The organism is Azotobacter salinestris (assembly GCF_009363155.1).
In the GTDB taxonomy this organism is placed as follows: Bacteria; Pseudomonadota; Gammaproteobacteria; order Pseudomonadales; family Pseudomonadaceae; genus Azotobacter; species Azotobacter salinestris.
Window position 1 is genome coordinate 3,495,275 of the sequence record NZ_CP045302.1, and the last position, 24,049, is coordinate 3,519,323.

Annotated in this window: 21 protein-coding genes; 15 read left to right on the forward strand and 6 right to left on the reverse strand. The window is 67.5% G+C overall.

Annotated elements, in window-relative coordinates:
* Positions 1 to 120: 120 nt before the first annotated feature.
* Positions 121 to 2,031, forward strand: a complete 1,911-nt coding sequence (speA, locus tag GCU53_RS16330) for an arginine decarboxylase (protein ID WP_152388531.1) — start codon at positions 121 to 123, stop codon at positions 2,029 to 2,031.
* Positions 2,032 to 2,118: 87 nt separating this feature from the next.
* Here speA and GCU53_RS16335 read toward each other — a convergent pair whose 3' ends face one another.
* The 4 genes from GCU53_RS16335 to GCU53_RS16350 form a co-directional block, all read right to left on the reverse strand.
* Complete coding sequence (locus GCU53_RS16335; protein ID WP_152388532.1) at positions 2,119 to 3,483, reverse strand: MATE family efflux transporter; 1,365 nt, start codon at positions 3,481 to 3,483, stop codon at positions 2,119 to 2,121.
* Positions 3,480 to 3,773 (reverse strand): hypothetical protein, encoded by a 294-nt coding sequence (locus GCU53_RS16340; RefSeq protein ID WP_152388533.1) that lies wholly within the window; start codon positions 3,771 to 3,773, stop codon positions 3,480 to 3,482. Before GCU53_RS16340 ends, GCU53_RS16335 begins: the two co-directional genes overlap by 4 nt.
* An 89-nt stretch (positions 3,774 to 3,862) precedes the next feature.
* Complete coding sequence (locus GCU53_RS16345; RefSeq protein WP_152388534.1) at positions 3,863 to 4,717, reverse strand: universal stress protein; 855 nt, start codon at positions 4,715 to 4,717, stop codon at positions 3,863 to 3,865.
* A gap of 15 nt (positions 4,718 to 4,732) precedes the next feature.
* Positions 4,733 to 6,214 carry a SulP family inorganic anion transporter gene (locus GCU53_RS16350; RefSeq protein ID WP_152388535.1) on the reverse strand — a complete coding sequence of 494 codons (1,482 nt, stop codon included), beginning with the start codon at positions 6,212 to 6,214 and terminating at the stop codon, positions 4,733 to 4,735.
* Between the two features lie 323 nt (positions 6,215 to 6,537).
* Between GCU53_RS16350 and GCU53_RS26570 the strand changes: the two genes are divergently transcribed.
* The 6 genes from GCU53_RS26570 (at position 6,538) to GCU53_RS16375 (ending at position 13,599) form a co-directional block, all read left to right on the forward strand.
* Positions 6,538 to 6,939, forward strand: coding sequence for an IS5 family transposase (locus GCU53_RS26570; protein WP_152388120.1), 402 nt, complete (start codon positions 6,538 to 6,540; stop codon positions 6,937 to 6,939).
* Positions 6,891 to 7,391, forward strand: a complete 501-nt coding sequence (locus GCU53_RS26575; protein WP_244307155.1) for an IS5 family transposase — start codon at positions 6,891 to 6,893, stop codon at positions 7,389 to 7,391. Before GCU53_RS26570 ends, GCU53_RS26575 begins: the two co-directional genes overlap by 49 nt.
* A 74-nt stretch (positions 7,392 to 7,465) precedes the next feature.
* The gene (locus GCU53_RS16360) at positions 7,466 to 8,563 is read left to right on the forward strand and encodes an IS630 family transposase (RefSeq protein WP_152385967.1); all 1,098 of its coding nucleotides are present in this window, start codon (positions 7,466 to 7,468) and stop codon (positions 8,561 to 8,563) included.
* Positions 8,564 to 8,977: 414 nt separating this feature from the next.
* The gene (locus GCU53_RS16365) at positions 8,978 to 9,922 is read left to right on the forward strand and encodes an SdiA-regulated domain-containing protein (protein ID WP_152388536.1); all 945 of its coding nucleotides are present in this window, start codon (positions 8,978 to 8,980) and stop codon (positions 9,920 to 9,922) included.
* A 677-nt stretch (positions 9,923 to 10,599) separates the two neighbouring features.
* Complete coding sequence (locus GCU53_RS16370; RefSeq protein WP_152388537.1) at positions 10,600 to 11,598, forward strand: SdiA-regulated domain-containing protein; 999 nt, start codon at positions 10,600 to 10,602, stop codon at positions 11,596 to 11,598.
* A 273-nt stretch (positions 11,599 to 11,871) separates the two neighbouring features.
* On the forward strand, positions 11,872 to 13,599 hold the full coding sequence (locus tag GCU53_RS16375) for an FAD-dependent oxidoreductase (RefSeq protein ID WP_208845279.1): 1,728 nt from the start codon (positions 11,872 to 11,874) through the stop codon (positions 13,597 to 13,599).
* Between the two features lie 87 nt (positions 13,600 to 13,686).
* On the opposite strand, the gene GCU53_RS16380 is transcribed toward GCU53_RS16375, so the two are convergent.
* Positions 13,687 to 14,502, reverse strand: coding sequence for a sugar phosphate isomerase/epimerase family protein (locus tag GCU53_RS16380; protein WP_152388538.1), 816 nt, complete (start codon positions 14,500 to 14,502; stop codon positions 13,687 to 13,689).
* 390 nt (positions 14,503 to 14,892) lie between these two features.
* Here GCU53_RS16380 and aqpZ point away from each other — a divergent pair, with 390 nt between their 5' ends.
* Both aqpZ and GCU53_RS16390 read left to right on the forward strand, forming a co-directional pair.
* A complete protein-coding gene (aqpZ, locus tag GCU53_RS16385; RefSeq protein WP_152388539.1) occupies positions 14,893 to 15,624 on the forward strand; it encodes an aquaporin Z in 732 nt (243 codons plus the stop codon).
* A gap of 171 nt (positions 15,625 to 15,795) precedes the next feature.
* Positions 15,796 to 16,902: a glycoside hydrolase family 5 protein gene (locus tag GCU53_RS16390; protein ID WP_152388540.1), complete on the forward strand. Its 1,107-nt coding sequence runs from the start codon at positions 15,796 to 15,798 to the stop codon at positions 16,900 to 16,902.
* On the opposite strand, the gene GCU53_RS16395 is transcribed toward GCU53_RS16390, so the two are convergent.
* Positions 16,888 to 18,648 (reverse strand): ABC transporter ATP-binding protein/permease, encoded by a 1,761-nt coding sequence (locus tag GCU53_RS16395; RefSeq protein WP_244306813.1) that lies wholly within the window; start codon positions 18,646 to 18,648, stop codon positions 16,888 to 16,890. The two genes, GCU53_RS16390 and GCU53_RS16395, sit on opposite strands and share 15 nt — an antisense overlap.
* 804 nt (positions 18,649 to 19,452) lie before the next feature.
* Between GCU53_RS16395 and GCU53_RS16400 the strand changes: the two genes are divergently transcribed.
* The 6 genes from GCU53_RS16400 (at position 19,453) to GCU53_RS16425 (ending at position 23,705) form a co-directional block, all read left to right on the forward strand.
* Positions 19,453 to 20,418: a cytochrome P450 gene (locus GCU53_RS16400; protein ID WP_208845281.1), complete on the forward strand. Its 966-nt coding sequence runs from the start codon at positions 19,453 to 19,455 to the stop codon at positions 20,416 to 20,418.
* Between the two features lie 154 nt (positions 20,419 to 20,572).
* Complete coding sequence (locus GCU53_RS16405; protein WP_152388541.1) at positions 20,573 to 21,064, forward strand: hypothetical protein; 492 nt, start codon at positions 20,573 to 20,575, stop codon at positions 21,062 to 21,064.
* 20 nt (positions 21,065 to 21,084) lie between these two features.
* Positions 21,085 to 21,372, forward strand: a complete 288-nt coding sequence (locus GCU53_RS16410; protein WP_152388542.1) for a hypothetical protein — start codon at positions 21,085 to 21,087, stop codon at positions 21,370 to 21,372.
* A 35-nt stretch (positions 21,373 to 21,407) separates the two neighbouring features.
* Positions 21,408 to 22,220: an arylamine N-acetyltransferase family protein gene (locus GCU53_RS16415; RefSeq protein ID WP_152388543.1), complete on the forward strand. Its 813-nt coding sequence runs from the start codon at positions 21,408 to 21,410 to the stop codon at positions 22,218 to 22,220.
* Entirely contained in the window at positions 22,208 to 22,573 is a 366-nt protein-coding gene (locus tag GCU53_RS16420; protein WP_152388544.1) for a YidH family protein, read from the forward strand. Before GCU53_RS16415 ends, GCU53_RS16420 begins: the two co-directional genes overlap by 13 nt.
* A gap of 46 nt (positions 22,574 to 22,619) precedes the next feature.
* Positions 22,620 to 23,705, forward strand: a complete 1,086-nt coding sequence (locus GCU53_RS16425; RefSeq protein ID WP_152388545.1) for an eCIS core domain-containing protein — start codon at positions 22,620 to 22,622, stop codon at positions 23,703 to 23,705.
* The last annotated feature ends 344 nt before the right edge of the window (positions 23,706 to 24,049 follow it).

Sequence of the window (24,049 nt, forward strand, 5' to 3'; positions counted from 1 at the left end):
CTGCGCCAAACGGGCCCCGTCCCTGCGGGTGGGGCCGCCGCGGCAACGCGGCTCACGTCAAAACGTCAACAGGCCCTAGTCTCTAACGGAACACATCTCTTCTCTGCACAGGAGAAACCCATGGCACGACGTACACGCAAGGACGACGGCAGCCAGTGGACCGTGGCCGACAGCCGCGCCGTCTACGGCATCCGTCACTGGGGTGCCGGCTATTTCGCGATCAACGAGCGGGGACATGCGGAGGCGCGGCCGAACCGGGCCGCCGACCGGCCCGTCGACCTGGTCGAGCTGGTCGGCCAGTTGCGCGAGGCCGGCCTGTCGCTGCCGCTGCTGGTGCGCTTTCCGGACATCCTGCAGGACCGCGTGCGCCAGCTGACCGGGGCCTTCGACGCGCACATCGAGCGCCTCGGCTACCAGAGCGGGTACACCGCGCTGTACCCGATCAAGGTCAACCAGCAGGAAGCGGTGGTGGAGAACATCATTGCCACGCCGAACGTCTCCATCGGCCTGGAGGCCGGTTCCAAGCCGGAACTGCTCGCCGTGCTGGCGCTGGCGCCGAAGGGCGGCACCATCGTCTGCAACGGCTACAAGGATCGCGAATTCATCCGCCTGGCGCTGATCGGCCAGAAGCTCGGCCACTCGGTGTTCATCGTCATCGAGAAGGAGTCGGAGGTGCAGCTGGTCATCGAGGAGGCGGCCGAGCTCAAGGTCGTCCCGCAGCTCGGCCTGCGCGTGCGGCTGTCCTCGCTGGCCTCCTCGAAATGGGCCGACACCGGCGGCGAGAAGGCCAAGTTCGGTCTCTCGGCGGCGCAGCTGCTGCGCGTCGCCGAGCGCCTGCGCAGCGCCGGGCTGGAGCAGGGGGTGCGCCTCCTGCACTTTCACATGGGCTCGCAGATCGCCAACCTGGCCGACTACCAGGGTGGCTTCAAGGAGGCTATCCGCTACTACGCCGAGCTGCGTGCCCTCGGCCTGCCGCTCGACCACGTGGACGTCGGCGGCGGCCTGGGCGTCGACTACGACGGCACCCACTCGCGCAACCCCAGCTCGATCAACTACGACCTGGACGACTATGCCTCCACCGTGGTCGGCATGCTCCAAGAGTTCTGCGACGCCCACGGCCTGCCGCATCCGCACATCTTCTCGGAAAGCGGCCGCGCCCTGAGCGCCCATCACGCGCTGCTGGTCGTGCAGGTCACCGACGTGGAGCGCCACAACGACCAGCTGGCGGAGGTCGCCGAGCCGGAGCGCCTGCCGGAGACGCTGCGCTGGCTGCTCGAGCTGCTCGGTCCGACCGACGACGAGATGGTCACCGAAACCTACTGGCGCGCCACCCAGTATCTCGGCGAGCTGTCGCGCATGTACGCCGACGGCAAGCTGGGCCTGGCCGACAAGGCGCTCGCCGAGCAGTGCTACTACGCGCTCTGCCGGCGCCTGCACGACTCGCTGAAGGCCCGCCAGCGCTCGCACCGCCAGGTGCTCGACGAACTCAACGACAAGCTGGCGGACAAGTACATCTGCAACTTCTCGGTATTCCAGAGCCTGCCGGACACCTGGGCGATCGGCCAGGTCCTGCCGATCCTGCCGCTCGACCGACTCGACGAGGAGCCGTTGCGCCGCGCCGTGCTGCAGGATCTGACCTGCGACTCCGACGGCAAGATCCGCCAGTACGTCGACGAGCAGAGCATCGAGACCAGCCTGCCGGTGCACGAGCTGCGCGCGGGCGAGGAGTACCTCCTCGGCATCTTCCTGGTCGGCGCCTACCAGGAGATCCTCGGCGACATGCACAACCTGTTCGGCGACACCGACTCGGTGAACGTCTACCAGCGCGCCGACGGCAGCATCTACCACGCCGGCATCGAGACCCACGACACCATCGAGGACATGTTGCGCTACGTGCACCTGTCCCCCGAAGAGCTGATGACCTACTACCGCGACAAGGTGGCCGGCGCGCCGATCAGCGCCCGCGAGCGCGCCCAGTATCTGGACGCCCTGCGCCTGGGGCTGACGCGCTCCTCCTACCTGTCGGGCTGAGCGCCGCTTTCGGTGGAAAACCGCTGTGCGGGTTTTTCACGGGGTGGCCGTCCACGGGGTGGCCGTCCACCCTGCGCCAAAGACCGCCTAATGGGCCTGAGGCTCCGGCGCCTGCTCTGCCAGCCCCTGACGCCACAGGCGCCGGGCGAAGGCCGCCATGCTCAGGGCGCGCAGTGCCATGAAGGCGAGGAAGGCCAGCCACAGACCGTGGTTGCCCAGCCCCTGCAGCAGCCAGGCGAGCGGCAGCGCCAGAGCCACGGCGAGCAGCATGGCGTCGCGCATCTCGCGGGCGCGGGTGGCGCCGATGAACAGGCCGTCGAGCAGGTAGCTCCACACCGCGACCGGCGGCAGTGCGGCCAGGTAGGGCAGATAGCTCTCGGCCAGCTCGCGCACCGCCGCGATGTCGGTCTGCAGGCGGATGAACAGTGCGCCGCCGGTCAGGAAGAACAGCGCGAAGCCCAGGCTGGCCAGCAGCGACCAGAGCCCGGCGACCGCCAGCGCCCGCTGCAGGGCGGTGCGGTCGCGGCGGCCGATGGCATGCCCGCACAGCGCCTCGACGGCGTGGGCCAGACCGTCCAGGGCATGAGCGGTGAGCAGCAGACCGTTGAGCAACAGGGCGTTGGCCGCCACCGTGGCGTCGCCGAGCCGGGCGCCCTGCACGGTGATCAGGAAGAACACCAGTTGCAGGAGCAGGGTACGCAGGAAGATGTCGCGGTTCACCGCCAGCAGCGGGCGCCAGTTCGCCCAGCGGCGCAGGGCATCCCAGGGCAGGCGGCCGGGATGGCGGCGCAGCGCCCGACGGGCCAGGGTCAGGCCGAGCAGGGCGCCGCTCCACTCGGCGATCACCGAGGCGCGGGCGGCGCCGGCCACGCCCCAGTCGAGGCCGAGGATGAACCACAGATCGAGCGCCACGTTGCCCAGGCTGGTGAGCAGCAGCATGGCCAGCGGCGCCCGGGCGTTCTGCGTGCCGAGCAGCCAGCCGATCAGCGCGTAGCTCGCCAGTACCGCCGGCAGACCGAGCAGGCGGATGTGGAAGTACTCGCGGCTCAGCACATCCAGCGCCGCCGACGGCTGCATCAGGCCGAGGGCGAGTTCGCCGAAGGGCAGGGCGAGAAGGCCCAGCAGCAGGGCGAAGGCGGCGGCGAGCAGCAGGCTCTGCAGCAGCACCTGGCGCAGCGCGGCGCCGTTGGCGCGGCCGCAGGCCTGGGCGGCGAAGCCGGTGGTGCCCATGCGCAGGAAGCCGAAGGCCCAGGCGAGCAGGGTGAACAGGCTGCCGCCGACCGCCACCGCGCCGAGCTGGTGGGCGTGCGGCAGGTGGCCGACCACCGCGCTGTCGACCAGGGTCACCAGCGGCGTGCAGAAGTTGGAGAGGACCATGGGCGCGGCCAGCGCCCGGACCCGGCGCCGGGTCGGTTTGTGGCGCCAGGCCGTGGTCAGGGCGAGGACGCTCACTGGATCAGCCAGCTGAGCACCCAGAGCCCGAGCAGCACGCCGATCGTGCCGCCGACGAAGGCGCGCTTGAGCAGCGCGCGTATTCCGCCGGCCAGCAGCACCAGGCCGACGACCAGGGCGACAAGGCCGAGCAGCGTGGGGTCCATGCCGAGGGTGCGCGACAGGCCTTCGAGAAAGGAGGCGCCAGCCCTGGCGATCGCGCCGAACAGGCCGCCCAGCCCCTCGACGAGGTGGCGGAGCACCGCGCCCACCGCCTCGCCGAGCCATTCGAAGAAGCTTTCCTCTTGCATTGCATCCCCCAGGCGAACGAAGAAAGGTGCCGGATCTCCCCTCGAGCCGTCGCGGTGGAGGGGAGGGCGGGCCAAGGATAGCGCGCCGTTCAGCGCAGCAGCAGCAGCGACGTCAGCGAGGTGTGCAGCATGTGGCTGGTGGTACTGCCGAGGAGGAAGCGGCGGATCCGCGAATGGCCGTAGGCGCCCATCGCCAGCAGGTCGATGGCGCGCTCCTGCTGATAGGCGTGCAGCACCGGCTCGATGTCGCCCTCGCGAATCGCCGGGATCACCACGAAGCCGGCGACCTCCAGCAGCGCCTGGGCCTCGTGCAGGGCGGTACGGCTCAGCGCATTGTCCTCGCCGACCATCAGCAGGTGCAGCGGCAGGCCCTTGACCAGCGGGCTTCCAGCCAGCATGCGCACCGCCTGCTCGGCGGTCGGGCTGGCGTCGTAGGCGAGCAGCAGGCTGCCCGGCTCGCGGAAGTCGTCCGGCACGATCAGGATCGGCCGGGCCAGGGCGCGGGTCACGTTCTCGAGCTGGCTGCCGATGGGCTGGCCGGCGTGCTGCCGGCTGTCCTCGCCCTGGCGGCCGATCACCAGCAGGCGGATGCCGTCGGCCATCTCGGCGAGGGTTTCGACCAGGCTGCCATGACGCTGGCAGAGCTCCGGCGCCTGCAGGCCCGCGGCGACGGCGCGGTCGCGGGCTGCCTCCAGCACCGCCTGGCCATGCTCCAGCGCCACCTTGGCGCGCCGCTCGTCGAGGCGGGCCAGCTCGTCGAGCAGGTGCTCGCGGCTGCCCAGGCCGATGGCGCCGCTGAGGTCGCCCGGCTCCGGATAGCGCCCGCGGTCCAGCACGTGCAGGAAGGTCAGCGGCAGGCCGAGGCGCCGGCTGGCCCAGATGGCGCCGTCGCAGACCGCCGCGGTGGACGGGGAGCCGTCGATGCAGGCTAGTACTCGAGTCATGGGGTGGCTCCTTTCTCAGTGTTCCATGAGGGTGTCGATGGCGTCGGGTTTGTCGTGCACGGCGAAGCGGTCGACGATGGTGGCGCTGGCCTCGTTGAGGCCGAGCACCGTCACTTCGGTCCCCTCGCGGCGGAACTTGAGCACCACCTTGTCCAGCGCGGCCACCGCGGTGATGTCCCAGAAGTGGGCATGGGACAGGTCGATGGTGACCCGGTTCAGCGCCTCCTTGAAGTCGAAGGCATCGACGAACTTGCTCGACGAGCTGAAGAATACCTGGCCGACCACCCGGTAGGTGCGGGCATGGCCATCATCCTGGCCGATGCTGTCGATGCGCAGGAAGTGGCCGACCTTGTTGGCGAAGAACAGCGCCGCCAGCAGCACGCCGACCAGCACGCCGTAGGCCAGGTTGTGGGTGTAGACCACCACGGCGACGGTGGCGAGCATGACGATGTTGGTGGACAGCGGATAGCGCCTGAGGTCGCGGATCGAGGTCCAGCTGAAGGTGCCGATCGACACCATGATCATCACCGCCACCAGCGCGGCCATGGGGATCTGGCTGACCCAGTCGCTGAGGAACACCACCATCAGCAGCAGCACCACGCCGGCGATCAGGGTGGAGAGGCGGCTGCGGCCGCCGGATTTCACGTTGATCACCGACTGGCCGATCATCGCGCAGCCGGCCATGCCGCCGAACAGGCTGGCGACGATGTTGCCCAGGCCCTGGCCCTTGCACTCGCGGTTCTTGTCGCTGGGGGTGTCGGTCAGCTCGTCGACGATGGTGGCGGTCATCATCGACTCGAGCAGGCCGACCACGGCCAGGGCCGCTGAGAAGATGATCGCCAGGGTCTCGAAGGTCAGCGGCACGTCAGGCCAGAGGAAGACTGGCAGGGTATCCGGCAACTGACCCATGTCGCCGACGGTGCGAATATCCAGGCCCAGGAGCATGGCGACGACGGTCAACACGACGATGCACACCAGCGGCGAAGGGATGAGGTTGCCGATCTTGGGCACATAGGGGAACAGGTAGATGATCCCCAGGCCGACGACGGTCATGGCGTAGACGTGCCAGGTGACGTCGGTCAGCTCCGGCAGCTGGGCCATGAAGATCAGGATCGCCAGGGCGTTGACGAAGCCGGTGACCACCGAGCGCGAGACGAAGCGCATCAGGCTGCCGAGCCGCAGGTAGCCCGCGCCGATCTGCAGCAGACCGCAGAGCAGCGAGGCGGCCAGCAGGTACTGCAGGCCGTGCTCCTTCACCAGGGTGATCATCAAGAGGGCCATGGCGCCGGTGGCGGCGGAGATCATCCCCGGGCGGCCGCCGGCGAAGGCAATCACCACCGAGATACAGAAGGATGCGTAGAGGCCGACCTTGGGGTCGACCCCGGCGATGATGGAGAAGGCGATGGCCTCGGGGATCAGCGCGAGGGCCACCACCAGGCCGGCGAGGACGTCACCGCGGACGTTGAACAGCCAGGTGTCTTTGAGGGTTTTCAGCATGGTTTTTTCCTGTCGGAACGAACAAAAACAAAAGGAAACGCAGCCTTCCCGGGCGGGAATGGACGCTTCGAACGGCAAGATTTTTCGTCAGGCAAGCAAAACGAGCGGCGCGTCGGCGGGGCGAACGGGCGCTCGGGCACCTGCGGCGGGCGCAGATCGGGGGAGGGGGCGAAGCGCTATGGCGGCGTGGGCAGCCAGCGGGCGGTGGAGCTTTCGGTCATCGTCGGTACGGGTGTTCGGATTCTTGCGACGGGGCGGACCTTAGGGTTTGTCTGAAAAGTCGATTTGGCTAAAATGCCGCCTCCGTTGTTCCGAGCGCAGCCATGTCAGGCCGTTACGAGATTTCTGCCCAGCGCTGGGCGATGATCGAAGCCATCGTTTCTCCCCCTCAACGCATGGGCCGCCCCCGGCGAGATGACCGCCAGATGCTCAACGGCATCTTCTGGATTCTGTGCTCAGGGGCCAAGTGGCGCGATCTTCCCGAGCGTTATGGCCCCTGGAAGACGGTATATCAGCGCTTCAGGCTGTGGCGTGACAACGGCACCTTCGAGCAGGTGCTGCGGCATCTGCATCTGCGTCTGCGTGAGGACGGCTTTATCGACCTGGATACCTGGATGGTCGACTCAACGTCGATTCGGGCCACCAGAGCCGCCAGCGGTGCGAGAAAAAAAGGGGCCTGCAAGAGCCGCAGCACCAATGTCTCGGCCGAAGCCGTGGTGGGCTGACCACCAAGCTTCATCTGGCCTGTGACAGCAACGGGTATCCGCTGGCAGTGATGCTTTCACCCGGGCAGGACGCCGACTCGCGCTATTTCATGCCCTTGCTTGAGCAGATCAGCCTGCCTGGCAGCCAGGGTCGTCCGCGCAAGCGCTGCCGGTATGTACTGGCTGACAAAGGCTACGACAGCGAAAGCCTGCGCCAATACTGCGACCGGTATGGCATGAAGCCCATCATTCCCTTACGCAAGATGCACCGTAAGCCTCGACCGGGCTTGCCTCGCCTATTTGACAGACCGCAGTACCAAAAGCGCAACGCCATTGAACGACTGTTCAGTTGGCTCAAGGAAAAGCGCCGTCTTTGCACCCGTTATGACAAGCTGGCCAGCAGTTTCAAGGCCATGGTCACGCTGGCCTGCATCGAAAAATGCTTACGTGCCGACTTTTCAGACAAACCCTAGTGTGGTGAATCACAACTACTCAGGATAAGTCTTGTCTGCCGCGGAGCTGGCAGAGTTTTTTCGGAGGGCATGCGATGAAAACAGGCCGCCCAGCCGTTCGGATCGAACTGACCGAACAAGAGCATGCCGAACTCACCCGCCGCCGAGCCAGGCACAAGGGGCCTGCCGATATGCAGCTGCGCGCCGAGATCATTCTGTTCTGCGCTCGAGGCGAGTCCGGCTCTTCCATTGCTCGACGGCTCGGCATTACGGCGCAAACCGTTTCGAGGTGGCGCCTTCGCTTCGCCCGTTTGGGCCTGCAAGGCCTCAATGACGAGCCGCGCTCAGGCCGCCCACGCAGCATCAGTGATGAAAAGGTCCAGGAAGTGGTCGACCGGGTGCGGCAGACCCGGCCCGACGATGCCAGCCATTGGAGCTCGCGCCGGATGAGCAAGGCCACCCATATTTCACCGGCGAGCGTACAGCGTATCTGGCGAGCCTTCGGGCTCAAGCCTCACCTGGAGCACACCTTCAAGCTGTCCACCGATCCTGCCTTTGTCGACAAGGTGCAGGATATCGTAGGGCTCTACCTGAATCCGCCGGATAAAGCGCTGGTACTGTGCGTCGATGAGAAAAGCCAGATCCAGGCGCTCAATCGAACACAGCCGGGGCTGCCGCTGGAGCCTGGGTATCCGGCGACCCGTACCCATGATTATCAGCGCCATGGCACGACGTCCTTGTTTGCCGCCCTGGATGTGGCCACCGGCGAGGTGATCGGACGTCTCAAGCGCCGTCACCGCAGCGCAGAATTCCTGGAGTTTCTCAGGGCCATCGAGGAAACGGTCGAGAGCGACAAGGCCATACACCTGATCATGGATAACTATGCCGTGCACAAGACCGACAAGGTGCGTGCCTGGCTTGTCGCACACCCGCGTTATCACGTGCATTTCACCCCGACGTCTGCGTCATGGCTGAATCTGGTGGAGCGCTTTTTCTCGATGCTCACCCAGAAGTGGATAAAGCGCCAGGCCCATACCAGCGTGAAGGATCTCGAGCAGTCCATCGAGTATTACCTGGCGACCTACAACCAGAATCCAAGGCCCTTCCGCTGGCGTAAGGGAGCAGGTGAAATCCTGGCCTCTGTCGGCAGGGCTGCTCGAGCCTTGCAAATAAATAATGAAGCGAACTTGTGATTCACCACACTAGGGTCTGTTGATGTTTTGGCGTGAGCCGCGTTGCCGCGCCAAATGCCGCCAGGCAAGGCGCAGGGCGCCGGCAATGGTCATTCCCTTGCCAAGCCCTGCAACGCCGCATGGCGGCATTTGGCGCGCAACCCGCAGGGACGGGGCCCGTTTGGCGCAGCACGGCGTCGCTCGTCGTTCATTTGGAGTGACCAAACTTCTCTCCTCATTCCTTGTTCTGCGCCAAACGGGCCTCCGTCGCGGCCTACGCCAAAATGTCAACAGACCCTAGCATGGACATATCCGCTAATGCGACCTGAAGCTAGGCGACGACCGATAAACCTTTGGTTAGTATGGTCTTAGCAAATCTGCAGTATTGACGATGCGCACTGCATCACCATTTCGTTTCGCTGCGAGCGTACTGCCATGATCGCGATTGCCAAGGGGTTGCTGGGACGGCTGCCGGTAATACACCCACGGATATGGATCGCGCTGTTGCTGAGTCTGCTGCTGGTGCAGCAGGTGCAAGACCGGCAACTCGACGAGCGCCTGTATTTCTGGGCGAAGAACGCCTGGCTCGAGGTCTGTGCCCAGGGTCTCGACTTCTGCCTGTCGGACTACGAGGTGCGCCTCGAGGCGCTGCCGGTCGCCGGCGTGCGCAACAACCTCTCCGGGCTGAGCTACGACGACGAGCGCAATCACCTGTGGGCGGTGATCAACAATCCCGAAGAGCTGCTCGCCCTGAGCACCGAGGGCGAGGTGCTGGCGCGCTATCCGCTGGAGGGCTTCAAGGACGTCGAGGGTGTGGCCTACCTCGGCGGCGACCTGCTGGTGTTCACCGAGGAGCGCGACCAGGCGCTGGTCGCCGTGCCGGTGCCGACCGCTCCCGGCGCTCTGGTGCGCAAGGATTACCGGGCGCTGGCCCTGGGCTTCGACAATCCCGACGGCGACAACCGCGGTTTCGAGGGCGTCGCCTATGACCGCCGCGGCGACCGCCTGTTCGTGGTCACCGAGCATTCGCCGCTCAAGCTCTACGAGATCCGCGGCTTCAAGGCCAGCCTGTCCGGCAACTTCAACCTCAAGGTGCTCGACCGTTCCGCCTGGCTGAACGAGAAGTTCGTCGGCACCGGCCTGTCCTCGGTGGAGTACGACCAGAGCAGCGACCACCTGATCCTGCTCAGCGACGAGTCGCGGATGCTGGTGGAGCTGGACGACCGGGGAGACACGGTCAGCCTGCGCTCCCTGTGGCACGGCTCCGCGGGGCTCAAGAAAAACGTCCCCCAGGGCGAGGGGCTGGCCCTGGACGAATACGGCCGGCTCTACATGGTCAGCGAGCCGAATCTGTTCTACGTCTTCGATCGCGAGGACTGACCCGCTCGCCGTTTCCGCCGCTGTTGCCGGCTCGTCCGGCAGTTCTCCTTTCCCGCCTTCGCCACTGTCCGCCCATGTCGGGCAGGCGTCTGCCGCTGCCTCCAGGAAAGTTACCCCCTGTTCTTGAGTACCTTTGCGGGTTAGATTAATTTTTGGAATGTGATTCTATAATTTTTATAGGGCTCCCGCCTGCCTGTCCGGCGTGCAGGGCGGCGGGCGTCCGGCTTCCCGAACCGCCAGAGGACCCATAACAATGAGAACGAGCCTTCAAGAGATTCAGGACGGCGAGCGCTTCGACATCGTCGGTGCCGATGGCGCCGGGATGTCGGCCGCCCCGAACTTGAAATAAGCGGCGCCGATCTACAGCAGGCCGTGCTTCTTCTCCAGGGTGATCATCGGCAGCGCCATGGCGCCGGTGACCACGGCGATGCGGAGGGAGGTGTGGAAGCCGACCCTGGGGCGCTTCGCGGGCGAGGGGCGGGGGAGGGGGAGCGCTATGGCGGCGTGGGCAGCCAGAGGGCGGTGGAGCGGTCGGGCGTGAGTGCTTCGATTTCCGGCTGGCCGGATCTTGTACGGAAACACTCGGTAACGCGACCGACGGTGGCGATCGCTAGCAAATCTGTAGCATGCAGAGTGTCTAGTACATCACGACTTCTTCCGCTGCGAGCGATGACTTCATGGGCGCCATCATCAAGGGGCTGCTGGGAAGTACGAGGCTGTGGGCAGGCAAGCGGCTTTTGCGAGGCAGGACACTGCTGGGAAGGCGGCCAGTCGCTCGCCTCTGGGTCTGGGGGCTGTCGTTCCTGGGCCTGGCGCTGGCGTATCAGGTGCGTGCCGAGCACCTCGACGAGCGTCTGTATTTCTGGCTCAAGACCTCCTGGCAAGCGGAGCGCTGGGAAGGGCACAGCCTCTGGCTGCCGGACTACCGGGTGCGGATCGAGGCCATGCCGATCCCCGGCATGCATCACAATCTCTCCGGCCTGACCTATGACGACGAGCGCCACCACCTGTGGGCCGTGCTCAACAATCCGGAAGAGCTGATCGCCCTGAGCGTCGCGGGCGAGGTGCTGGCGCGCTATCCGCTCGAGGGGTTCAGGGACGTCGAGGGCGTGGCCTACCTCGGCGACGGCCTGCTGCTGTTCACCGAGGAGCGCGACCAGGCGCTGGTCGCCGTGCCGATACCGCAGCAGTCCGGCGCGCTGCGGCGCGAGGACTACCGGGCGCTGACCCTGGGCCTCGGCAACGACGACGGCGACAACCGCGGCTTCGAGGGGGTCGCCTACGACCGCGCCGGCGACCGCCTGTTCGTGGTCAAGGAGCACTCGCCGCGCAAGCTCTACGAGATCCGCGGCTTCAAGGCCAGCCTGTCCGGCGACTTCAACCTCGAGGTGATCGATCACGACGCCTGGCTGCGCCGCAAGAATCTGGCCAGCGACCTTTCCTCCGTGGAGTACGACCGGAGCAACGGCCATCTGGTCCTGCTCAGCGACGAGGCGCGGCTGATGCTGGAGTTGGACGGCAAGGGGAAAATGGTCAGCTTCCGCTCCCTCAGGGGCGGTTTTGCCGGGCTGAAGAAGAGCGTCCCGCAAGGCGAGGGCATCGCCCTGGACGAGCGCGGCAACCTGTATGTCGTCAGCGAGCCGAACCTGTTCTACGTCTTCAAGCGCAAGGATTGAGCCAGCCGGCGATGCCTGCGCTGGCCAGACCTGTCCCGGAAGCCGTCAGTCTTCCCACCGTTCATTTCCTTCTGCGTGTCGTCTCTCTTGCTCGCCGTGGTCCGTTCCCGCCATCGGCGGGCATCGGCAGTGTCCTGAAAAAGTGGAACTCTGTTCTTGAAGGCTTGCCAGGCTTTGTTTGTTTTCTGGAATGAAATTCCAAAAATAAAAAGCTCGCCTGTCCTGCAGGGCGGCGGACAGCCGGCTTCCAGACCCGCCAGGAGACCCATAACAATGAGAACGAGCCTTCAAGAGATTCAGGACGGCGAGAGCTTCGACATCGTCGTCGTCGGCGCCGGCGGCGCCGGTATGTCGGCCGCGCTGTTCGGCGCGCTGCAGGGCGCCAAGGTGCTGCTGCTGGAGAAGACCGAGTACGTCGGCGGCACCACGGCGTTTTCCGCCGGCACCACCTGGATTCCGGGCAGCCACCATGCGGCCGAGATCGGCGTGCACGACGACAGCCTGGCCAAGGCCGGCGGCTACCTCGATCTGGCGGTCGGCGAGCGTTCCCGCGCCGAGCTGCGCCGGGCGTTCCTGGAGAACGGGCCGAAGGCGGTCAAGGCCATCGAAACCGGCACCTCGGTGCGCTACCGCGCCCGTCCGCTGCACCCGGACTACATCTCCGACCTCGAGGGCTCGACCCTGCGCGGCCGCGCCCTGGAGCCGCTGCCCTTCGACGGCCGGCTGCTCGGCGAGCGCTTTCGTCTGATACGCCCGCCGATCCCCGAGTTCACCGTGCTCGGCGGGATGATGATCGACCGCGACGACGTCAACCACCTGCTCAAGCTGACCCGCTCCTTCGCCTCGTTACGCCACGCGGTCAAGCTGCTCTCCCGGCATGCCCTGGACCGCCTGCGCCATCCGCGCGGCACGCGCCTGGTGATGGGCAACGCGCTGATCGCCAGCCTCCTGCATTCGCTGGACGCGCGCGGCGTGCCGGTGCTCACCGAATGCCGGCTCGAGCGCCTGGAGCGCGACGCCGGCGGCATCGAGGCGGTCGAGGTGACGCAGAAGGGCGTGAAGCGGCGGATCGTCGTCAAGGGCGGGGTGATCCTCGCCTCCGGCGGCTTCAACCGCCATCCCGAGCGGCGCCGGGCGCTGCTGCCGGGCAGCGAGCCGCAGTGGTGTCCGGGGGCTCCGGGGCACACCGGGCAGGCCCACGATCTCGCCGAAGCGGTGGGCGCGCGCTACGGCACGCCGGGGCTGAGCCATGCCTTCTGGGCGCCGGTGTCGATCCGCAGGCGCGCCGACGGCAGCACCGCGGCGTTCCCGCACTTCATCCTCGACCGCGGCAAGCCGGGGATGATCACCGTCGACCGCGACGGGAAGCGCTTTCTCAACGAGTCCACCTCCTACCACCTGTTCGGCCTCGGCATGCGCGAAGCCGGGGTGGCGCCGGCCTATCTGGTCACCGACGCCGAGGGCCTGCGCAAGTACGGCCTGGGCATGGTGCGCCCGGGCGGCAAGGGGCTGAAGCCATTCCTCGCCGACGGCTACCTGACCGAGGGCGCGACCCTGGCGGAGCTGGCCGGGCGGCTGGGCATCGACGCCGCCGGGCTGCAGGACAGCGTGCGCAAGATGAACGAATACGCACGTACCGGCGTCGACCTGGACTACCGGCGCGGCACCACCGACTACCAGCGGGTCAACGGCGATGCCGCGCAGCAGCCCAACCCCAACCTCGGGCCGATCGGCAGCGCGCCCTTCTATGCGGTGCGTCTGTATCCCGGCGACATCGGCGCCGCCACCGGCTTCGCCACCGATACCGATGCCCGCGTGCTGGACAAGGCCGATGCGCCGATCGACGGCCTCTACGCGGTCGGCAACGACATGCACTCGATCATGGGCGGCACCTACCCGGGACCGGGCATCACCCTGGGGCCGGGCCGGGCCTGGCCTTCGCCTATCTCGCCGCGCAGCACGCCGTGGCGCGGGCCCGGGCGCCTCGCGGCGAGGACGTGAAGTCCGCCGTCGCCTGAGTGGCGTCACACCGAAAAAAGCCCCGCCGGGATTCCCGGCGGGGGCTTTTTCATTCAGTGGGTTTTCCCTTCAGCCGCGCACGCCCTCCACCAGCGCCCTGGCCGCCTGCAGGGCGGCGCGGGCCCAGGCTTCGGGGCCCATTTCGGCGACGCGCCGGTCGTTGGGGATCTCGATGCTCACCGGCAGCCCGACCGGCAGCTCGCGCCACAGGCGGCGCAGGTCGATGCCGCCCTCGCCGGGCAGCAGGCGCTCGCCGCGGGCGGCCTGGATCAGGGCCTCGGTGGTGGTCGGGCGCTCGGCGGGGCCGTCGCAGATCTGCGCGTAGTGCAGCCACTCGGCAGGGATCTCGGCCAACTGCTCGAAGCGGCTGGCCGAGCGGTCGAAGTGCAGGGCGTCGACCAGGATGCCGCCGTTGCGGCGGTCGGCGCGGCGGACGATGCGCAGGGCGCTGTCCAGGTCGCGCACCGGAGTCCAAGGCATGAACTCCAGATCGGCCGACAGGCCGAACGGCAGCATGGCGTCGCACAGGCGCGCGTAGTGCTCGATCAGGCGCTCCTCCTCGGGATCGTCGCCGGCCACCAGCACGGCCTTGGCGCCCAGCTCGGCGCCGGTTTCCAGGAAGGGCAGGTAGCGCTCCAGCTCGAACTCCGCACCGATGCGGATCAGCTCCAGGTCGAAGATGCGCACGCCGGTGTCGTTCATCCGCGCCAGGGTCTCGCGCAGCATCGGCTTGTCGGTCATCAGCGGGTAGGCCACGGCGCCTGGCGCCACCGGCAGCAGGCGCACGCCGGCCTGATCGTAGCCGGTGCACGCCGCCAGTTCGATCATCTGCGGCGGACTCAGCTGCAGGGCGGTGAGCTGGGCGATGGAGTAGGTCGGTTGCATGGGCGTCTCCGGTCTCTTGTTGTCGTTTGGCGACCGGCTCGATCCCGTGGACCCGGGAGCGGGCCGCCGGTCATGGCCCCGGGACGGTACTGCCCGAAGGACCTTCGGATATTGGCATTTATGGAACTTAATTCCAATAAATAACATTGCTCCGCTGGCCTGCCTGCAGGGATGCACGCGCGTCCCCGCATCCGCTGGATACGGAGCTGGCGGGGCGGGAGAGAGGGCGTGCCGGGCGTCTGCCGGGCCGGTGCTGGCGCACGGGGCATGCGCGCAATCCCCTTTCGTGGGAATCAGTTTCCCGCCAGAAGAACGCCGCAATCCCCTGACTAGACTTGCCGTGCGTCTCGACGGCAGAGGCGCTGCCCACGGATCCACGGAGAGCGGAAAATGAACAGGTATGGCGCGGAGTTTCTCGGAACCTTCTGGCTGGTGCTCGGCGGCTGCGGCAGCGCGGTCCTCGCGGCAGCCTTTCCGCTGGCCGGCATCGGCGATCAGGTCGGCATCGGTCTGCACGGCGTCTCGCTGGCCTTCGGGTTGACGGTGCTGACCATGGCCTATGCCATCGGCCACATCTCCGGCTGCCACCTGAACCCGGCGGTGTCCATCGGCCTGTGGGCCGGCGGGCGCTTCCCGGCCAGGGACCTGGCGCCCTACATCGTCGCCCAGGTGCTCGGCGGGATCGCCGCGGGCGCGGTCCTCTACCTCATCGCCAGCGGCACCGCCGGCTTCGACGTCGCCAAGGGGATGGCCTCCAACGGCTACGGCGCCCATTCGCCGGGCGGCTATTCGCTGCTGGCGGCGCTGGTGACCGAGGTGGTGATGACCCTGTTCTTCCTGCTGGTCATCCTCGGCGCCACCGACAAGCGTGCCCCCGCCGGCTTCGCGCCCATCGCCATCGGCCTGGCCCTGACGCTGATCCACCTGATCAGCATCCCGGTGACCAACACCTCGGTGAACCCGGCGCGCAGCACCGGCGTCGCCGTGTTCGTCGGCGACTGGGCCCTCGCCCAGCTCTGGCTGTTCTGGGTCGCGCCCATCGTCGGGGCCGTGCTCGGTGCCTTCGTCTACCGGCTGATCGCCGAGGAGTCCGGCCTTGCCCGCCAGCCGGCGCGCGGCTGAGCACGGCATGGGCGGATCGCCCGGCTTTCCTTCCGTCGCCTGGCACCCCTGCCGGGTGCGGCCATTGCAGCCGAGGTCGTCTCGTTCCCCAGTCGGCCGTGTCGCTTCGGCTCCAGCGAGGCGGCCCATCTATGCTATGCAGGAGGCTTTTATCCGCAGGGGAGCGCAAGGATGAACAAGAGCAATCTGAAATTGCGTGGGGTCAATCTGGGCAGCTGGCTGGTGCTGGAGAAGTGGATGGTGCCGAGCCTGTTCGAGGGCCTGGCGGCCACCGACGAGACCACCTGGTGCGCCGAGCTGGGCGAGCGGGCCGGCGAGCGGCTGCGCGCGCACTGGAACCGCTGGATCACCCGCGACGACTTCGCCTGGCTGGCCGAGCGCGGCCTGAACGCCGTGCGGATTCCGGTCGGCCACTGGATCTTCGGCCCCGACTATCCCTACCACCCGAGCTACGGCGAGGCCCGCTACCCGTTCGTCGAGGGCGGCATCGCGGTGCTCGACCGCGCCATGGGCTGGGCCGAGGAGTGCGGCCTGCGCGTGGTGCTCGATCTGCACGCCGCGCCGGGCTGCCAGAACGGCTTCGACAACGGCGGGATCAAGGATGTCTGCGAATGGCACACCCGCCCGGAATACCGCGAGCATTCGCTGTCGGTGCTCGAGCGGCTGGCCGAGCGCTACCGCGAGCACCCGGCGCTGCACGCCATCGAGGTGCTCAACGAGCCGCGCTGGGACGTGCCCACCGACTACCTCAAGGCCTACAACCAGGACGCCTACGCGCGCATCCGCCGGCATTGCCCGCCCGAGCGGGTGGCGGTGATCTTCCACGACGGCTTCCGCGACTTCCGCGAGTACCTGGGCTTCATGCAGGCCCCGGAATACCGCAACGTGATCTTCGACATTCACCGCTACCAGTGCTTCGAGCGCTGCGACATCGACATGGACATCTACGGCCACATGAACAAGGCCGCCGGGGCCTGGAAGGCCGAGGGCGACGCCATCATCACCGAGCTGGGGCTGCCGACCATCTGCGGCGAGTGGAGCCTGGGGCTGGACCTCAAGGTGGTGTCGCTGTGGGCCGAGGGGCCGTTCAACCATGCCCTCGAGCACATGGACGCCTTCCAGGAGAACGTCGCCTACCGCGGCTATGCCGCCGCACAGCTGGCCTGCTTCGAGAAGTACCAGGGCTGGTTCTTCTGGAACTACAAGACCGAAACCACCCCGGCCTGGTGTTTCCGCGACTGCGTCGAGCGCGGCTGGCTGCCGTCATCCTTTGCGTAGCGCGCAGCGCTCGCTGGCGCAGACGAGAAAGCGCGGCTCGGCCTGGCGGTTGAGAATCAGCTTCCGCGTGTGGTGGTGTTCCAGCCCGGCGTGGAAGCTGATGGTCAACAGGGTCGAGTCGGGCAGCTCGCGGCAGAGCATCGCCAGCATGTAGTCCTCGCCCTTGGGATCGAAGGCGTCGGTGGCCTCCTCGAGAAACACCCAGGGCGGCTGGTGCAGGATCAGCCGGGCGATGCCCAGGCACTGCTGGGCACGCAGCGGCAGCACCCGGCTCCAGCTGTCGGTTTCCGCAAGGCGCGGGGCCAGCCAGGCCACCCCGGCGCACTCCAGCGCGTGGTGCAGCTCCGCCCGGCTGAAATGGCCGGGCTCGCGCGGGTAGCTGAGCACCGCTTCCAGACTGCCGTCGGGCAGGAAGGGGTGCTGCGAGAGGAACACCACGCCGGCATCGTCGGGCAGCAGGATCTTGCCGTTGCCCCAGGGCCAGAGCCCGGCCACCGCCTTGAACAGGCCGATGGTCACCGCCGGATCGCCGGCGATCAGCACCCGCTCGCCGCGGTGGATGGTGGCGTTGAGGCGTTCGACGAGGATTTCGCCGTCCGGATTGGCCAGGCACAGATCGCGGAACGCCAGCTCGTTGGCCCGCCCGTGGCCCAGTTCGATGCGGTGTTCCACCGGCAGACGCTCGCCTTCCTCCAGTTGCAGCATGTCGTTGTAGAGACTGGCCACCCGGTCCGCCGAGGCCTTGCAGCGGGCCAGCTCGCCGAGGTTCTCGATCGGCCAGGACAGCGCCGAGGTCAGGCGCTGGAAGGCCTGCGCCGCCTGCATCAGCACGCCGAGGGTCATGGCGCCGGCGATGTACTGCGGCGCCGCGACCAGCACCGGGAACACCGGCAGCAGCGCACCGTAGCCGGCGGAGAAGGACACGATGCCGAGGTAGCCGATGGTCTGCCGGTTCCAGCCGCGGCCGACGTCGGCGAACAGCCGGCCGGCGTAGTCGCGCTCGATGCCCTCGCCGTGCATCAGGGCGATCGACTCGGAGTTCTCCCGGGCCCGCGCCAGGCCGAAGCGCAGGTTCGCCTCGACCGTCTGCAGGCGGTTGGTGGACTGGGTCAGCGGGCGGCCGAGCAACAGGCCCAGCACGCTGCCGCCGCCGGCGTAGAGGAAGGCCAGCAGCACCAGGAAGCCGGGGATCACGATGTCGGTGCCGGGCAGCGCCAGGCTGCCGGAGAGCTTGAACAGGATGTCGACGAAGCTGCCGAGGATCAGCAGGGAGAAGACCAGCGAATGGGCGAGGGCGATCGCGTTCTCGGTGGCGATGCGGATGTCCTCGGCGATGCGGCCGTCGGGATTGTCGTGCTCGCCGCTGGTGAACTGCAGCTTGTAGTGATGGGCGCGCGCCAGCCACTGGTCGAGCAGGCGCAGGGTCAGCCACTGCCGCCAGTCCAGCTGCAGCCAGCGCTTGACGTGCAGGTGCAGGGCGGTGACCAGCATGGTCAGGGCGAAGATCAGCGCGAAGGTGGCGATCTGCAGCAGCAGGGTGTTGAGCGAGCGCGCCTCCAGGGCGTCGAACAGCTCGCGGTGCCAGTAGCTGGTCCAGATCGCCAGGCCGACCTGGCCGAGAGTCAGCAGCAGCAGTACCCCCACGGCGCCGCGCACCAGCCACTTGCGTTCGCTGTTCCAGTAGGGCTTCACCAGATGGATGAACTGCCATCTCAACGGCAGAGGTTTCGGACTGCTCTGGCTCATCGGTATGCAATCCCTGGCCCGGCCGGCCGGGTTCCCGCGCCGCAGCCCCCACGGCGCCGTGACGCGCAGGCGGGGCGCATCCCCTGCGGCCTTCTGGCGTCCGCCTGCAGGACCAGTTGCCACTCGCAGAACGACATCCCTTTCACCTCCGCTGCCAGCCGGGATTGCACGACCATTGCCGCAGGCGCAACGGCATGCCCCGCGTGGCTGCTCTTCCCGCCGGCGGTCGGCCGTGACCGTCGCCACTGCCGCCCGCTGTCCCGGCCTCGGGAGAGGGGCCATGCCCGACATGGGCGGATGCCGCCCCGTTGTGGCCGGCAGGCTTCAGCCAGACGGCCGATAGGGATAGCGTAGCTCGCGGCCGGCTTGCCGGGCGGGAGGGGCACTGCCGGCTGTCGTGGAGGCGGACGACATGCCGTCTGGAAAGGAGCGTGGGCGAGCAATGGGGACATGGCGCAGTCGAGGGAGTGTCGTCGCAACCATCGAGTATGCCACTGGCGTGGCATCGTACGGGAAGAGGAGGCAACGCATGCACAGGATTCCCCGGGACAAGGGGCTGGACAGCACGCTGGCCCTGCTGCACGACCCCTATCGGTTCATCGCCAGGCGCTGCCGCCTCCATGGCGCGGATCTCTTCGAGACCCGACTCCTGCTGCAGAAGACCCTGTGCATCAGCGGCGCCGAGGCGGCCCGGCTGTTCTGCGAGCCCGAGCGCTTCGTGCGCCATGCCGCGCCGGCTGCAGAACAGCCTGTTCGGCGTGGGGGCAGGGGCTGGACGGCGATGCGCACCTGCACCGCAAGCGCATGTTCGTCGCGCTGCTCATGGATCCCGCCCGGGCCGCCCAGCTCGTCGAGGCGGTCCGCAGCGAGTGGCGGACCTGTGCGCGGCGCTGGGCGACGCTGGAAAAGGTGGTGCTCTACGATGCGCTGCAGGACATGCTGACCCGGGCGGTATGTGCCTGGGGCGGGATTTCGCTGGGCGCGGAGGAGGCCGGGCAGCGCGCGCACGAGGTCGCGCTGATGTTCGATTACGCCGGATCGGTGGGGCCGAAGCATTGGCGTTCGTGCCTGGCACGCAGGCGGAGCGAGGCCTGGATGGAGACGATCATCGACGCGATCCGGGCCGGACGGCTGCATCCTCCGGCGGAGACGGCCGCCCATGTGATTGCCTGGCATCACGGGCCCGATGGCCGCCTGCTCGAGCCTCGGGTGGCCGCCGTCGAGCTGCTGAGCGTCATCCGGCCGTTCGTGGCGATCGCCGTCTATCTCACCTTCGTCGCTCACGCGCTGCACCGCCATCCGCACTGCCGGCATAGCCTCCAGTCCGGGGATGTCGAATATGCGGAGTGGTTCGTGCAGGAGGTGCGCCGCTTCTATCCCTTCTTCCCGGCAGTGATCGCACGCGTGCGGCAGGACTTCGAGTGGCAGGGCTACGGTTTTCCGGCGGGGCGGCGGGTGATGCTGGATCTGTACGGCACCAACCATGATGCCCGGATCTGGCAGGCGCCGGAGGAATTCCGTCCGGAGCGGTTCGCTACCTGGGACCACAACCCCTACAACTTCATCCCCCGGGGCGGCGACGATCACGAGCGCAATCATCGCTGCCCGGGCGAGCGGATCGTGATCGAGGTGATGAAGCTGGGCGCGGACGTGCTCGCCCGGCAGCTGTCCTACGAAGTGCCGGCGCAGGACCTCGAGATCGATTTCACGCGGCTCCCGGCACTGCCGCGAAGCCGGTTCGTCATGACCGGCGTCCGTGGGGAAGTATGACGGAGCGCTTCGATCCGGCACGCCGCCATTGGACTGTGCCATCCATACGCTATAACTTCCTGTCGGCACTGCGGCAAGAGTCGTCCGCAGCGCCGGATCGAATCCCATCGCGCCTCCCGGCGCTTCGACCCGCAACTGCCGGAAAGCAACATCTATGTTCGGATATCCACACCTGTCAGTCGTCGGCCTGTGTGCCTGCTTCGCCGTGCCGGCCCTGGCCAGCACTCCCTCCCCGCCGCCGGGGCGGCAGGAGCTGATCCATCAGCAGGGCCACCGCGTGATGCCCTTTTCCCTCAAGCGCACCCTGCACATCTTTCGCATGACCGAGACCGGCGGCAGCATGCAGGTCGTCCTCCGCAAGTCGGGCTCGGCGAATGAGCTGCCGGACATCCAGCGGCATCTCCTGCACATGCGCGCGCGCTTCTCCAGCGGCGACTTTTCCGTCCCGGCCAGCCTGCATGGCCCGGACATGCCCGGGCTCAAGGAGCTGGAGGCCGGCGCCTCGCGCATGAAGGTCACCTACGCGCCCTTGCCCAACGGTGGAGAAATCCGCTTCGAGACCGGCGATATCGACATGATAACCGCCATTCACCGCTGGTTCGGTGCCCAGTTGTCCGAGCACGGTGCCGATGCGCAGGCGCAGTGAGGGGGCCGGGGAGTCGAAGCATGGATGACTTGGGGGGCGACCTGCTGAGGTCGCTGGTGAGGGGGCTTTACCTGCTGGTGCGCCTGGCCCTGTGGCTGGCATTCGAGCTGCTCGTCGAAGTGATCGCCTGGTGGGTGGGCTGGTGCGTTTGCCGGGGCGGCAGCCTCAACGCCTTTCCGCGGGAGCGCATCGGTGAATACGACAGGGCCTCGCGTTCGGTGGCCTTGGCCGTGTGTGTGACCGGCATGCTGGCGCTGCTGCTGCTGGGCGCGGCCCTGGCGCGGGTTGCCGGCAGCGGCGCCGGCTGATCGCGCGGATCCCGTTTCGAATCAAGGAAATACGCATGAAAGCTGAAAACTTCGCGCTGGAGGACTACTTCGAGCGAATTGGGTACCAGGGTACGGCACAGGCGGACATCGCCACGCTCACCGCGCTGATGCGCTGCCAGCTGTTCTCGGTGCCGTTCGAGAACCTCGACGTGCAAGCCGGCAGGATCGTGTCGCTGGTGCCGGAGGAGATTGTCGAGAAGATCGTCGGACGCCGGCGGGGCGGCTATTGCTACGAGGTCAACGGACTGTTCTGCATGGCGCTCGAGGCGCTGGGCATTCCCTATCGGTTCGTCGCCGCGCGGCCGATGTTCTATCCGGCCAGACGGCCGAAGACCCATATGGCGGTGGTCGTGACCCTCGCCGGCGAGCAATGGCTGTGCGACCTGGGCTTCGGCAGCTACGGCATCCGCGCGCCCATGCGTCTCGACCGGCTCGACGTCGAGGTCGGGCAGGACGACGATGTGTTCATGCTGAGCCGGCCGGATGGGCGGGAGTATCTGCTGCAGGCGTGGGTGAACGGCGAGTGGGTCAAGCAGTTCGCTTTCGACCTGTCGCCCCAGGAGTGGATCGATTTCATGCCGGCCAACTACCTGAACTCCACCCATCCCGAAGCCATCTTCGTGCAGAAGCTGCTGGTCGTGCGCCATGCTCCCGGAGGGAGGTCGATCCTCCTCGGCGATACGCTGAAGACGGTGAGGGGCGGAGAGGTTCAGGTACGCTCCCTGACGGCGGAAGATATCGATGCGGTGCTGGTCGATATCTTCGGGTTGCCGGCAAGGGCCGACCTGTTCCGAGCGTTCGGCTGGGAGAGCGCATGTCCGACCTGAAAGATCCCAGGGTGCTGTTCGCCGCCGAGAGGACCCTGCTGGCCTGGAACAGGACCAGCCTGGCGCTGATCGCCTTCGGCTTCGTGGTCGAGCGCTCCGGACTGCTGGTGCGGGCGCTCGCCCCCGACAGCCCGGCTGCGAGGGATTCCGGCGCCAGCTTCTGGCTGGGGCTGGCCTTCATCCTGTTGGGGGCCACCGCCGCCATCTATTCATCCCGGCAGTACCTGGCCGTGCTGAAGACCCTGACCCCTGCCGAATATCCGCCGGGCTACGGCACCCGTTGGGGCGTGGTGGTGAATCTGATCGTCGCGCTGCTCGGCACCGGTCTGGCGCTGGCTCTGTATATGCGTTGAACCGCGAGTGACGGCGGCGCTCATCGTGGCGAGAGGGGAGGAGGACATGGCGAGACATTCGACGATCACCCGCGGGCTGTGGATGGTCGGCCTCGTATTCGCGCTTTGTAGTACGGGCGCCGCTGCCAATGAGGAGCCGCGCGGCGGGATCGTCGATCCGTCCGCTCCGCAGGCGGGCATGGACCTCGACGAGCTGCATCGCCAGATCAAGGCGCTGATCCCGCCGGCGCAAACCGCCGAGGGTGCCGCAGCCTTTAACGAAACCCTGGTGCAGACCGGAGCGCCCGTCCTCCTGGAGCTGATCGTCCACTCGCGCGACGAGGCGCTGCGCAATGGCGTGGAGCCCATGCCGGCGGACATTCGCCGCCAGCTCACGGGCTTCCTGCCGGAGCGGGTGCTGGAGGCGGCGCGCTACCGGGTGCAGGGTGGCGACGACTTCACCCTGCAGTGGAACCTGATTCGCTATGGCGATACCCAGGCCATCGCCCTCGATTACGTCGTGGTGTTCAAGGAAGCCAGCGATGCGCTCTACAACCCGACGCTCTGGACGCACGAGCTGACCCACGTCGACCAGTACCAGCGCTGGGGCATCCCGGAGTTCGCCACCCGCTACCTGCGCAACTATGAGGCCGTGGAACGCGAAGCCTACGAGGCCGAGACGCGCTACGTGGCCTGGGTGAAGCTGCACGGCAGGCAGCGGCTGGCGGCCGCCGGCGAGCCGGGGGCGGAGCGTCCGGCCGAGCCTTTACCTGCCGCTACCTCCAGCACCTGCGGTACGGCCGCCGCCACCTGCCGGGTCGAGGGTTCCGGCCCCATCGGCACGCCCTGCTGGTGCAACCTGCCATCGGGGGCGGCCGCGGGCTCGCTGGTGCCCGACCCTGCCGCCGCGCCACCGGCCAATGCCTGCAGCAGTGCGCGGGGCGCCTGTCCCCTGGACGGCGAAATCGCGACGGGCTCGTCCTGTGCCTGCGTCACCGCCGAGGGCAGCTTCCCCGGCACCGCCGAACGGCGAAGCCTGGGCGACCGCTGTGCGACCTATAGCGGCACCTGCCCCCTGGCCGCGCCCCTGCTGTCCGGCGAGCCCTGCTACTGTCCGGGCCGGACGGGAGCGGTGGAGGGGTATGTGCCCTGAGAACAAAACGGCATCTCGCCCGGTTCTGGAGGACAGGGGACACCGACTGCAGCCGGTGCGGCTCCGCCTGGCCAGGAGGAAGCGGTTTCCATAGGGACCTGCGCAAGGCCATACGGCTTCAGGGCAGCTCGTCGCGCCTGTGGTTTCCGAACGGCACAGGTGCTGTCCAGGGCCGTCCCGAGGGATTGGGGCGGCTACTTCGCCAGTGGCCGGGCGCCGGGCGCAAGGCTGGCGAGTGGAGGAGCCGGGAGCTGCAAGCATCCCTTCGGCAACTTTCCGAGTCGTGCAACGGACACTCGGGTAAAGCCTTTAGGGATGATCTGAAAAAGACTTTTTCTGAAAAT